We start from the raw sequence: 12,415 nt of genomic DNA on the forward strand, positions 1-12,415 counted from the left end.
CAAGGTGGACCCTGATGCTTGATTTATTTTGTTTACTGACTTTCGTGCGGGCGCTTTTAATTTGCGGGGCATGGGCGGTATTCCACTGGACATGCCCCGCGCTTAGCACCCTTGCGATGGGCGGTTTGAGTGCATTATTTCTTTACCCAAACTGGGCCGCTATGAGTGGGGCTGCCGTGCTGTTTGCCCTGTTAGCGTTTTGTAAGTTCAAGTTCGACAGAAGGACGCGGGGCAATGTTTACCGAACTCGTTAACGCCGTAGGCGCACAAACCTTATGGGCCGCTTTTGTTGCCTCCGTTGCGCTGACTGCCGCCATTGTTAATTTATGGCTCAGCTCTCGCTTTGCCCGCAAAAGAGAGCTAGACGACATCAACAAGCGCGTAACCTCCATAGAGCACCAAATGGAGCGTTTGCCGGATAAGGACGAGATGCACGCGCTAAAAATAGAAGTGGAGCAACTACGCGGCGACATTAAAGGGTTCGCCGGAGAAATTCGCCCCCTAGCACATCAACTTAGCCTACTGTTTGAAAAAGAATTAAAGGAGTAAAAAGCCATGCCACTAAAAGATATTATTCAAGAAGACCGCCGCTTGGTTATCTTACGCGCGCTCGTTGAGATGGATGGCTTCGAGGCAAACGAGAGCATCATTGATCATTGCTTAGAGGTCTATGGCCATAACATGAGCCGAGACAGCGTAAAAACACAGATTAACTGGCTCAATGAACAAGGGCTTGTGACCCTTAGGGATATTGGCGGGTGCTTAATCGTGACATTAACAGGCCGCGGCCAAGACGTAGCAAACGGCGCGGCCACCGTACCCGGCGTCAAACGCCCACGCGCCGGGAGCTAATATGAGCAAGCGCAGCCGGAAAAGTAAGGTCGAACTATTGCCGCAGGAATTGCGAGACCGCGTCAATATGATGTTGCGCGGCGGCGAAATGCACCAGATAGAAATTGTTGATGCCATTAATCAGCTAATAGAACGCAAGGGCTTAAATGATGATTTAAAGCTGAGTAAAACAGGCTTTAATCGTTATGCCAAACGCATGGAAAAAATGGGCGCGCAAATCAAACAGGCTCGCCAAGTGGCCGAAGTGTGGAGCGCAAAGCTTGGCGAAGCGCCCGCGTCTGATTTAGGCAAGCTATTGCAAGAATTTGTGCGCACGATGGCTTTTGAAACTTCAATGCATTATATGGAGTCAGACGACCCCGTGCCGCCTAAAGCATTAGGCCAATTGGCGCTCGTATCACAACGCATTGAAGCCGCCGCCATGGCAAGCCATAAGGTCGAAAAAGAGCTGCGCGCAACGTTTGCCGAAGAGGCCGCCGAGGCAGTCGAAAAAATAGGGAACAGTCGCGGACTTACCGCCGATACCGTCGCTGAAATCAAGCGCGATATTTTCGGGTTAGGCCAATGATTGCGCATACTTTGGATTATTTAGGCGAGCTGGTGTTTCTATTGGTTTGTGTCGTGGAGCTAAGCCAAGCTCGCGCTCTGAACCAATGGCCGGGCCGAACAATTTACTTATTAGTTGTTGCCACAGCATTTGTCTATTTCTCTCTGCTACTGCCCGCTACCGCGGCGCTGATATTCTTAGCCGCGCTGGCCATTACTCACCTATGGGCCCAATTCAAACCGCCGCGGGGGGAATGATGGCCGAGCTCACCGAATTAGAAAAAATTAACAGCACCGCTAGTGCTAATGCAAACCTGCTCTATCAGTTCGACAAGAACGATATTTTATTGCCCTATCAAAAGCGCTGGATAGCTGATGAAAGCCCCTTAAAAATTGCAGAGAAATCACGGCGCACAGGGCTAACTTGGGGGCAAGCTGCCGATGACGCCCTCACCGCTGCAGCAGATGCCCGCGCCGGGGGCTGTGATGCGTTTTATGTGGGTTCGACCAAGGAGATGGCCCGCGAGTACATCGAAGCCGTTGCAACATGGGCGCGCGCCTTTGATATAGCCGCCGGGGATGTACAAGAGGATGTTTTAAAGGACGAAGACAAAGACATTTTGATCTATATGATCAACTTTTCCAGTGGCCATAAAGTCAAAGCACTATCGAGTAATCCATCCAATCTGCGAGGAATGCAGGGCAACGTCACCATTGATGAAGCCGCCTTTCACGACAAGCTCGCCGAAGTGTTAAAAGCGGCACTCGCGCTCACCATGTGGGGCTCTAAAGTGCGGCTGATTAGCACCCACAATGGTATTGAAAACCTATTCAACACTTTAATTAACGACAGCCGAGCGGGTAAAAAAGACTACAGCGTCCACACCCTAGACATTGAGCAGGCTTGCCGCGATGGCCTGTATAAGCGCATCTGTCAAATTAGCGGGCAGACATGGTCAGCCAGCGGCGAGCAAGCATGGCTAGCCGGGCTATTGAAAAACACCGCCACCGAAGAAGATGCCCGCGAGGAGTACTATTGTGAGCCCAAAAGTGGCGGCGGGGCTTATATTAGCCGGGGGCTTCGTGACCGGGCCGCCTGCTTAGAGGACGCGCCCGTGCTACGTTTCACCGGGGATACGCTATTCAACGCCGCCCCCGAGGGCGAGCGCTTCGCACACATGCAAGAATGGCTAGTCGATACCGTATTGCCTGAGCTGGAAAAGTTGCCGCAGAACTTGCGCCACGCCCTCGGCGAAGACTTTGCACGCTCGGGCGATTTAACCGTGTTTGCGCCCATCACTGTACATGTAAATACCCAGCGCTCGGTGCCGTTCCTGGTCGAACTAAAAAACGTCCCTTTTAAGCAGCAAGAGCAGGCGCTTTACTATATATGCGACCGCTTGCCTAAGCGTAACGGTATTGCCTTAGACGCGCGCGGCAACGGTCAATATTTAGCTGAGCAAGCAGGCTATAAATACGGCGAAGAAGTCGTCGAGGTGATGCTTAGCGTCAAATACTATCGCGAAAATATGCCGAGCTTTAAAAGCGCCTTTGAAGATAACGAGCTGCTACTGCCAAAGCATGAGGACGTTATCACCGACTTAGGCCAAATTAAAATATTGCGCGGCGTTCCCGGCATTGATGACAGCCGCACCAAGGGCGACGACGGGAATCAGCGACACGGCGACAGTGCCATCGCTATTTTTTTAGGGTTTATTGTCTCCAAGGCCGACTTGGTGCAATACGGCCTACATCGTATCAACGACAACAAAGCCAACCAAGACGCTAAGCGCCAAATGAAATGCACGCGCGGTTTTCGTGGCGGCGGAGGATTATTGTGAACACCATTATTGACCCAAGAACCGGGGAGCCTTTCAAAGCAGATAAAACCGCGCTAAGCGAAAATATTGCAAAAGCCTATACCACCTCAGTGCGCACGCCAGCGCCGAGTGCGTCCATTGCTACCGGATTAACCCCGGCCAAGCTTGCCAGCGTGCTTAGGTCCGTGATTGACGGCTCAAACGTCGAGGATTACATGATTTTGGCCGAAGAAATGGAGGAGCGAGAGCTGCATTACCGCAGCGTGCTATCGACGCGCAAGCTCTCCGTAGCCGGGCTGCCAATTGAAGTACACGCCGCCAGTGATGATGCGCGCGATGTGGAGCTAGCCGACGAAATACGCGAGCTAATGAAGAACCCACAAATCCCCGAGGTCAGCTTTGACTTATTGGATGGCCTCGGTAAAGGGCTAGGCGTAGTGCAGATCCTATGGAATACCTCAAACACTCCGTGGCTGCCGCTGGATTTTAAATGGGTAGACCCGCGTTTTTTAAAGCCCGACGATGAAACGCTCGAAGAAATTCTGCTCATTAGCGATGACAACATCGACGGCGAGCCCCTCGAGCCTTACAAATTCATGATCCACACGCCCCGTACTAAAAGTGGCAAGGTCTGGCGCAACGGCTTAGCCCGCTTAGTTGCCGTTATGTATATGCTAAAGAGCTTTACCTTGCGCGATTGGTGGGCCTTTGCTGAGGTATTCGGCATCCCGGTCAGGGTGGGGAAATACGGGCCAAACGCCAGCGAAGATGATATTCAAACGCTAGTAAGCGCCATCCGCACCATTGCCAGCGATGCGGGGGCGGCCATTCCTCAGTCGATGGAGATTGAGCTTATAGAGAGCGCCAAAGGCAACGGGGGCGATACGCTATTTCAAAACATGGCCCAGTGGTGCGATAAGCAAATATCAAAAGCGGTGCTGGGGCAAACCATGACCACTGAGGATGGCTCGAGCCGCGCACAGGCCAGCGTCCATAATGAGGTGCGCGAGGATATCATCGAGTGGGACGCGCGCCAGCTCGCTGCCACCTATAATGAATATTTAGTTAAGCCTTACATTTTGCTTAACTATGGCGAGCAGGATAAATACCCAAGCGTTGAAATTAAGCTGCCGAAACCGGAAGATTTAAAAGCGTTTGTCGATGCCATCAAGGAGATGGTCGACCGCGGCCTTCAGGTGCGCTCGCAAGACGTACTCGCTAAGTTTGGGCTGGCGCAAGCCGAGGAAGGCGACGACTTGCTGCGCCCCCTCAATCAACCGACAGAGTCGCTAGGGCTTAATGCGCGGCAAGGCCATAAATTACCACCTAAGCTGGCACTAAATAGGCGGGCCGATAACGTAGACAGCGAAGCTGAAATAGCCGCGATGGTCGATGAGGTTATGAGCGATTGGGTCGAGGTCGGTGGGGAATTTATAAACCCTATCCTCGAATTAGCGAAAAACGCAAAAAGCTATCAGGAACTGAGCGACGGCTTGGCCGGACTGCATCGCTCACTCGATACCCCGACTTTTCAAGAGCAGCTCGCGCTGTATTTGTTTAAATCACGCGGCTTAGGGGATGTGTCAGATGGCTAAGCGCATTGTTCCCAAAGAAGCGCTCGACTACTTCAACACGAAAAGCATCGAGCCAAGCTTTGATTACCGCGACGTTTGGCGCACTGAACACAATAACGCCTTTACTATCGCAAAAATGCTAGACGCTGACCTGCTGGCAGACGTTAAAGCGATGATAAGCGAAGCGATAGAAGGCGGCGTTGCTTACCGAGAGTTCGCAGGCGAGCTAGAGGCGCTGTTAGTTAGGCGCGGTTGGTGGGGCGTACAATTGATGGTCGATCCGCTAACTGATGAAGAGTACCCAGTACAACTGGGCAGCGAGCGCCGCATTCGCACGATTTATAAAACCAATATGCGCACCGCCCGCGCGGCGGGCCAATGGGACCGCATCGAGCGCAGCAAGGAGATTATGCCCTATCTCATTTATGACTTAGGGCCATCACGCGAGCACCGCGACGAGCACCCCAAATTGCGCAATACCTTACTGCTCGTAGATGACCCTTGGTGGGGCGACTACATGCCGCCCAACGGGTGGGGCTGTAATTGCTGGGTGCGCCAAGTGAGCGAATATGAAGCTGAGCAACTGCGCGCCCGCGACGATATCCGCACCAGCGCGCCAAACCTTGGTACGACAACGTGGAATAACAAGCGCACCGGGGAAGTGGAAGTGCTCCCGGTAGGCATCGAGCCGGGCTGGAATTACAACCCCGGCAAAGACCGACAAGCCAGCTATCAAACCGAACTAGCCAAAAAAGAAAGCAACCTTTCTAAAACCCTCTCTAAGCCCCTCTAAGGGGCTCTGCTATGCCATTGTATACCCTAAGTTCATTTAAACGCCTTACGGGCGATTTAAACGTGTTTTAAATCGGGTTTCATTGCTGGCCAGTATATGATTGTTGTAAGGTGATCGCGAAAGCGCCATTTTTGCCTCAGCGCTTTTTCCGCTTTTCCACTCCCTTAATTGTCTAACCGATGATAGTTCACCTCAGCCGCGCCAATGTTTCACTATGGGATCTCAAGCAACAGAGGTTCCCTAATGAAAAAAGATGTCGCGCTCGCGCTTTGTTTCAGTATCCCGGCCACTTATACACAGAAAGACACGGACCCGCTTTGGCTAATGATGCTCCCCGCCGGGGAGTTTGAAGGCGAAGACGGTCGCAGCTTTTCAAATAGCACCCCGCAAGCTGTGGTTGATGCCTTCACCAAGCCTCTACCTTTCGATGAAGAGCACGCCAGCGTGCTTAAGGCCGCTTTTGGAGACTCTGCCCATGCCACAGGCTGGCTGGAAGAGTTGGAAGTGCGCGACGGCGCAGTATGGGCTCGCGTGGAATTTAACAGCAATGGCGAATGGCTGATTAACTCTAAAGCCTACCGCTTCTATTCTCCCGCATTTTTGCACACAGCCGATGGCACTGTTATCAGCTTAGATAGTGCGGGCCTCACCAATAAACCGAACCTTGCAGATTTACCCGCCCTTAACCGGGCCCAATCCAATATGGAGAATGAAACCGTGCCGCTATCTAAAGCCATAGCCCAAGCTTTGGGCCTAACCGAATCCGCCACCGATGACGAAGCCGTAACGGCCATTGGTACCTTAAAAACGAATGCTGATCCCAAGCTCGCACTCAATAGCGCAGTGGCCAAAGGTGACTTTGTGCCAAAAGCAACACATCAGCTGGCGCTAAACCGCGCAACAACGGCTGAGGCCCGCTTGGCTGAAATCGACAAAGCCGATCAAGAGTCTATCGTCGATGAAGCTATTGAAGCAGGCAAAATTGCCCCCGCGAACCGCGACATGTACCTCGCAATTTGTAGTACCCAAACTGGCCGTGCTCAGTTTGCCGCTTACGTTGCCTCTGCCGCGCCCATCGTGGATAGCGAAACTAAATCCAAGGGCAAACCGCCCCAAGGCGATGGCAAGCTTGAGCCACACGAGCTGGCAATGTGCCGAAAAATGCACATTAAACCCGAGGAGTTTTTGAAGGCTAGACAAGCTCAAGAAGTTCTCGACAAACAGTAAGCCGGGTAACCTTTTTTCAACACCTAATCATAAGGACTTTTTACAATGGCAACAGAAGCGGAAGTATTAGAAGCGCTACAAGTCACCATGAGCGCGGCCTATACCCAAGGGCTTGATGCAGCCAGCCCTCAGTGGTCCATGGTCGCAAGCGAAGTGCCCAGCAGTGGTGCCTCGAACTATTACGGCTGGATGGCCGACATTCCCGGTATCAAGGAATGGATAGGCGACCGTCAATTAGCCGACCTCGGTAAATACGGCTACGCGGTCGAAAATAAGACGTGGGAAACCTCTATTAAAATTAAACGCGAAACCTACGAAGACGACCAAATCGGCATTTATAGCCCGATTGCCAAAAAGTTCGGTCAAGATGTGGCGCTATTCCCTGACGAGCTCAGTTATGGCCTGCTCAAACTAGGTTTTAGCGAGCTTTGTTTTGATGGTCAACCTTACTTTGACACCGACCACCCGAACGGCGCGCAGGGCGTTTATTCGAACATTGTTGGCGACCCCGCGGCGACAGGTCCAGCGTGGTTTTTACTTGACGGCTCGCAGATTTTAAAACCTATCATTTACCAAAACCGCCGTAAGTTTGTGTTTAAAAACATGAACCCTAATGAAGAATATTCCTGGTTCAACAATGAGTACGTCGCAGGCACCGACGGGCGCTGTAATGTGGGCTTTGGCCTGCCGCAAGTGTGCGTCGCCTCAAAAGAGCCACTAAACGCGGACACTTACGCCGCGGCGGTGAAAATGCTCGGCCAAATGAAAAAAACCTCAGGGGTCGCGTTAGGCATTAAGCACAGCCACTTAGTGGTGGGCCATGAGAACCGCGCAGCAGGTAAAGCCATTTTAAACACCATGTTGGCCAACGGCGGCGATACCAATATTTACTACCAAGACGCCGAGCTTGTCGTTAGCCCTTACTTAGACTAAAGCAACCACCATTAACCCCAGCGCGCATCGCCGCGCGCTTAAGGAACACCAATGACAGCACCTGCTAAACCCAAAACCGCGAAACCTAAAACCGCGGCGGCCAAGGCTAAAGCCGAAGAGATAGCAAAAGCGAAGGAGAAAGCCGAAGCCGTTGAAGCAGCAAAAGCTGAATCGGCCAAAGCGAAAACCGAAGACTCCGCCGCCCCTGCCACCTCAAAAGATGATTCAAACGGGGACAATAATGCATCAGCGACACCCGAACCGAAAAATAAAGACCAAGCGGCCACCACCGATGGGGACAAAGGCACTACCGCGGGGCAAACCGATAATGAGCCAGCGGCTCAAGCGCCACTTGAGAATACTCAAGCGGGTAAAATCCACGTGAATACTGATCCGCTGAAAAACGCATCTAAGCAAGACGCCCCACTGCTTAAGGTTAGCGCCAAGCGACCAGCTGGATTCTGGCGCTGTGCTATGCGCTTTGAGTACCGCAAGCAGCGCCTGCTTGCTGTAGTGGGTGATGGCGATGACGTTAATGTGCCAGCGGATGCAGCCCGCATTACCCCGCGCACCGCCAAGCGCTTACACGACGAGCCGAATCTCATTTGTGAGATGGTCGAGGAGTAGGTATGGGCTACGCCAGCAAACAAGATCTTTTAGACCGCGATGAAAGCTTCGTCTACAACACCGCTTATGACAAAGAAGAAGATTCGCTCGACGACGTGGCGATAAATCAGGCGCTCGAACAAGCCGACGAGGAAATCGACAGCTTTTTATCGCGCCGATTTGTACTGCCCTTGGAGACAGTACCGGGTCTGCTGAATAAGCAGGCTATTACTATTGCGTTTTACTGGTTAGCTGATAGGGACAACCAAGCTACAGAGCTAATCGAAAACCGTTACAAGAGCGCGCTCAAGGTACTAAAAGACATCGTTGAAAACCGCCGCGACTTAGGGCTGCCCACGATAGGTGCCCAGCCCGAAGGCGGTATTGGCAAAGCCACCCTAACCCAAGAAAACGATCGGCTGATGACCCGTAAAAACCTTGGCGGTGTGTTATGAGCGCCCGTGCAGATGTGGATTACGGCGACCTAAAAGAGCTGCAAGCTCGCATTGAGGCGCTCGCGACCAGCGAGAATAAGCAAGCCTTAATGGCCCAAGTCGGGGCAATCCATGAGTCGCAAGTGCGCCGTCGTATTGCGGACGAAAAAGCCGCTCCAGACGGCAGCGCTTGGGAGCCATGGTCTGAAGACTACGCCAAGACCCGCCACGGCGGGCAAAGCTTGCTACGAGGTGAAGGCGACTTGCTCGACTCTATCACCCACAGCAGCACCACTGATTCCGCCGCTATCGGCTCACCGCTAAGTTATGCGGGCGTGCATCAAGACGGCTTTAGCGGCGCGGTCAAAGTGGCGGCGCATTCGCGAATGATGACTCAAGCCTTCGGTAAAGCGCTAAAAGTGCCTAAGCGTGTAAACCTAGGCACACACTCGCGCTTTATGGCTACTCCCCAGCGTGAGTATTTGGGGTTAAGTCAAAGCAATGAACAAGAGCTATTAGCCGTTATCGGTGATTTTTGGAGGGACCGCTTATGAGCCGCCCGGATTTCAACATTGGCGGCTCAACCGTTGCCATCGCGTTATCAGTGGTGGACTACCTCAAGCCGCACTTAGAGGGCACAGAACGCGAGATTGATAAGGTCCACCGTGTTGAGCGCCACATTGGCCGCTTCGATTCTCAAGAAGACATTAAGCGCTTTATGTCCGGCAAGGACGGCGGCGTGCGCTTAAGCGTGCTACGCGTTGACGATATCCGGCTGGCCGCAGGGAGAGGCACTGTAGGCTTGGTGACTTTTGCCGCCTTCGTGTTCTGCTCTGATATGTACAGCTACGACCGTGATATCCGCTGCGAAGTTATCACGGGCCGCTTAGCGCAGCTGCTCTGGAAGCCTGAGGCCGGGGAAATACTGGGCGCGGAGAGAATGCCCGCCAACGTCAAAATGGAAAATCTTTACAGCAGCCGAGGTGACACCAAAGACGCCACAGGCGTGGCGATTTGGGCGGTGATGTGGCAGCAGGAATGGCTGCTCGATATTCCGCTCGATGAGGCCACGCTCGATGACTTTTTGCGGTTGCACTTAAAACAAATTCAGGCCGAAGACGGCCCGGTTCAGGACTCAACAATTAACGTGAGAGAAAACCATGATTAAAAAACTCCTTATCCCTAAAGCGGGGCTCGTGGTGCGTGACCTGCACGGCCGCCGCCTCCCCGTCAAAGGGGCGGTTAAAACGTTTTCCGCTTTTTGGCGTCGTCGGGTGAAAGACGGCGACGTAATAGCCCAACAACCACCTAAGCAGCCCAAAGCGGCCAAGTCGAAATCCGGCATTAAAGGGGATAACACATGAGCCAAATACCAGCCAACTTACGGGTACCACTCGTTTATATCGAAATAGACAACACCGGGGCCAGCCAAGGCTTAGCCGAGTTGCAGCAGCGTATTTTTATACCGGGTCTAGCCACAGGCGGCGGCGGTGCCATTGGTGAGCCCTACCGCGTGACCAGCGACGAGCAGGCCATAGAGCTATGGGGCGCAGATTCCATGCTGGCTGCAATGGTTAAAATGGCCCGCAAAGCTGACCCTTACACTGAAATGTGGGGCGTTGCATTGCCGCCCGCTGGCTCGGTCGCCAGTGAAGAAAACGCCATCAGCTTTGATGATGTGACTGTAGCAAGCGAATCGGGCGTGCTGCACCTTATGGTTGCGGGCGGGCCTCTCGATTATGTGGTTGATATTGGCGACACTGACAGCGACATAGCCGCAGGCATCGCTGCGCAAATCAATACAGGCGGCTATCCGGTTACAGCAGAAGCTACCGATGGCGATGTGACGCTCACTTGCCAATGGGCAGGTGAAACTGGAAACGATATCGACGTTTTGCTGAATTACTACCCCGGACAACAAACGCCGAGCGGCGTCAATATCTCAACAAAAGGCTTAAGCGGCGGCGCAGGAAATCCAGATATTAGCGACGCCATCGCCGCCATGGGGGATTTATGGTTTACCGCTATCGTGATGCCCTTCACCGATACCGCTAATATGAACACCCTGCGCGATGAACTGCTCGAGCGCTGGGGTCCGGTCAAAATGATTGAAGGTATAGCCTATTGTGCGTACCGAGGCACGCTGGCCGAAGCGGCAACCTTTGGCAACGCGCGCAATGATTTTTTATATACAACAATGGCGACCAACATCAGCCCGCAGCCCGCCTACCTTTGGGCAGCAAGCTACGCCGCCGCCGGAGCGCGCGAGCTAGGCGTTGACCCGGCAAGGCCGCTGCAGTTTGTCACCTTGCCCGGCATCTTGCCCGCCAATACCAGCGCGCGCTGGGAGCTGAACGAGCGCAACTTGCTGCTCTATGATGGCATGGCCACCCACACCGTGGGCGGCGGCGATGTGGTGCAAATTGAGCGCGAAATCAGCATGTACCAAACCAACGCCACAGGCGCGCCGGATGATAGTTATTTGGATATCACCACCCCTGCAACCTTGGGCTTTGTGCGACACGCCACCAAGGTGCGCATTCAGCGCGATTACCCGCGCCACAAGTTGGCTGATGATGGTACGGAGTTTGCGCCCGGACAACCTGTAGTCACACCGGAAATTATCCGTGACACCCTGCTGGATGTGTTCAAGCAATTAGAAGCGCGCGCGTTGGTGGAGAACTTCGACCAGTACAAAAACGACCTCATCGTTGAGCGTGATGGCAGTGACCGTAACGCGGTCAACGTGATTTCACACCCGGATTTGGTTAATCAATTCCGCAAATTGGCCATGGCCATTCAGTTCAAGCTCTAAGGGGGCGCTATGTCTAAGATCCTAGGCTCTGCCGTTATTCGTTATGACGGTATTCAATTTCACTCCAAACCCGGGGCAACGTTAGATCCCGGCGGTTTTGTTGGCCAAGCGCACACCGGGCCGGGGCGCGTATGGGGCACCTCGCGGCGCTGGGAGCCGGGCAAGCTAACCTTTGCCATCGCCGCACACCAAGATGTAAGCCTGCTAGCGCTGCGTAACATGACTGACGCCACCATTACCTTTAAGGGCGACAACGGCATGAGCTTTTTGTTGACCGAGTGCAGCGCTGGGGACGCCATCTCTATCAACGAAGAAAGTGGCGAAATCAACTGTGACTTTGTGTTCGTTGAGTGTGAGGAAACCTAGATAAGCCTCGCCTTTAAATTTGACCACGGCTACAAGCCCGGCAAAAGCGACGACGCACAAACCCACTTTGAGGTGGAGCTACGCGAGCTGACACAAGGCGACTTAATGGACGCCGCCACCGAGTCTGAGAGCATGCGCGCGGTCATGGAAGGCGGGCGCATGCGCTATGTGATGGCTCGCAGCGAGGAAATGTTTTCCGCGCTGCTCGTTGCTAAGCAGATTAAGCGTATCGGCACAGTGCAAGGCCCCTTTGACTTAGCCATGCTGCGCACTTTGCATGTAGACGATTGGTTGATGCTCACCGAGCAAATCAACGCCTTAGATGAAGCCGCACTGGAGGCGGCCTCTGAGCGGGGGCGAATGGATGAGGCAGGCGGCGGCGCTTGACCGCCTCTGCCTCTGGTTCGCCAGCCAATCTGGCCTTCCCCTAGACCAAGCGCAGCAGATGC

General features: G+C 53.5%; 16 protein-coding genes. All 16 read left to right on the forward strand.

The features are described from left to right. Window positions 1-234: 234 nt before the first annotated feature. The 16 genes from LQZ07_RS21425 (at window position 235) to LQZ07_RS21500 (ending at window position 12,353) form a co-directional block, all read left to right on the forward strand. Window positions 235-549 (forward strand): DUF2730 family protein, encoded by a 315-nt coding sequence (locus LQZ07_RS21425; protein ID WP_152784100.1) that lies wholly within the window; start codon window positions 235-237, stop codon window positions 547-549. Window positions 550-555: 6 nt separating this feature from the next. Further along, window positions 556-852, forward strand: coding sequence for an ArsR family transcriptional regulator (locus tag LQZ07_RS21430; RefSeq protein ID WP_152784099.1), 297 nt, complete (start codon window positions 556-558; stop codon window positions 850-852). 1 nt (window position 853) lies between these two features. Beyond that, window positions 854-1,420, forward strand: a complete 567-nt coding sequence (locus LQZ07_RS21435) for a DUF3486 family protein (protein ID WP_152784097.1) — start codon at window positions 854-856, stop codon at window positions 1,418-1,420. Between the two features lie 46 nt (window positions 1,421-1,466). Continuing rightward, entirely contained in the window at window positions 1,467-3,239 is a 1,773-nt protein-coding gene (locus tag LQZ07_RS21440; protein WP_249483353.1) for a terminase large subunit domain-containing protein, read from the forward strand. Further along, a complete protein-coding gene (locus tag LQZ07_RS21445; RefSeq protein ID WP_249483355.1) occupies window positions 3,236-4,813 on the forward strand; it encodes a DUF935 domain-containing protein in 1,578 nt (525 codons plus the stop codon). Before LQZ07_RS21440 ends, LQZ07_RS21445 begins: the two co-directional genes overlap by 4 nt. Continuing rightward, window positions 4,806-5,585, forward strand: coding sequence for a phage minor head protein (locus tag LQZ07_RS21450; RefSeq protein WP_152784091.1), 780 nt, complete (start codon window positions 4,806-4,808; stop codon window positions 5,583-5,585). The genes LQZ07_RS21445 and LQZ07_RS21450 overlap by 8 nt, the downstream gene beginning before the upstream one ends. Before the next feature lie 243 nt (window positions 5,586-5,828). After that, complete coding sequence (locus LQZ07_RS21455; RefSeq protein ID WP_152784089.1) at window positions 5,829-6,812, forward strand: phage protease; 984 nt, start codon at window positions 5,829-5,831, stop codon at window positions 6,810-6,812. A gap of 45 nt (window positions 6,813-6,857) precedes the next feature. Continuing rightward, entirely contained in the window at window positions 6,858-7,745 is an 888-nt protein-coding gene (locus LQZ07_RS21460; RefSeq protein ID WP_152784087.1) for a Mu-like prophage major head subunit gpT family protein, read from the forward strand. 51 nt (window positions 7,746-7,796) lie between these two features. Beyond that, a complete protein-coding gene (locus tag LQZ07_RS21465; RefSeq protein WP_152784085.1) occupies window positions 7,797-8,372 on the forward strand; it encodes a hypothetical protein in 576 nt (191 codons plus the stop codon). A gap of 2 nt (window positions 8,373-8,374) precedes the next feature. After that, window positions 8,375-8,806: a gp436 family protein gene (locus LQZ07_RS21470; RefSeq protein WP_152784083.1), complete on the forward strand. Its 432-nt coding sequence runs from the start codon at window positions 8,375-8,377 to the stop codon at window positions 8,804-8,806. After that, on the forward strand, window positions 8,803-9,339 hold the full coding sequence (locus tag LQZ07_RS21475; protein ID WP_152784081.1) for a phage virion morphogenesis protein: 537 nt from the start codon (window positions 8,803-8,805) through the stop codon (window positions 9,337-9,339). The genes LQZ07_RS21470 and LQZ07_RS21475 overlap by 4 nt, the downstream gene beginning before the upstream one ends. Further along, window positions 9,336-9,953, forward strand: a complete 618-nt coding sequence (locus LQZ07_RS21480; RefSeq protein WP_152784079.1) for a hypothetical protein — start codon at window positions 9,336-9,338, stop codon at window positions 9,951-9,953. Before LQZ07_RS21475 ends, LQZ07_RS21480 begins: the two co-directional genes overlap by 4 nt. Next, window positions 9,946-10,149: a DUF2635 domain-containing protein gene (locus tag LQZ07_RS21485; RefSeq protein WP_152784077.1), complete on the forward strand. Its 204-nt coding sequence runs from the start codon at window positions 9,946-9,948 to the stop codon at window positions 10,147-10,149. Before LQZ07_RS21480 ends, LQZ07_RS21485 begins: the two co-directional genes overlap by 8 nt. Continuing rightward, a complete protein-coding gene (locus tag LQZ07_RS21490) occupies window positions 10,146-11,600 on the forward strand; it encodes a phage tail sheath subtilisin-like domain-containing protein (protein ID WP_152784075.1) in 1,455 nt (484 codons plus the stop codon). The genes LQZ07_RS21485 and LQZ07_RS21490 overlap by 4 nt, the downstream gene beginning before the upstream one ends. Window positions 11,601-11,609: 9 nt before the next feature. Then, the gene (locus tag LQZ07_RS21495; protein WP_152784073.1) at window positions 11,610-11,966 is read left to right on the forward strand and encodes a phage tail tube protein; all 357 of its coding nucleotides are present in this window, start codon (window positions 11,610-11,612) and stop codon (window positions 11,964-11,966) included. Between the two features lie 132 nt (window positions 11,967-12,098). Continuing rightward, a complete protein-coding gene (locus LQZ07_RS21500; RefSeq protein ID WP_152784071.1) occupies window positions 12,099-12,353 on the forward strand; it encodes a hypothetical protein in 255 nt (84 codons plus the stop codon). The last annotated feature ends 62 nt before the right edge of the window (window positions 12,354-12,415 follow it).

This window comes from Agarivorans sp. B2Z047 (assembly GCF_023373605.1).
GTDB lineage: Bacteria > Pseudomonadota > Gammaproteobacteria > Enterobacterales > Celerinatantimonadaceae > Agarivorans > Agarivorans albus.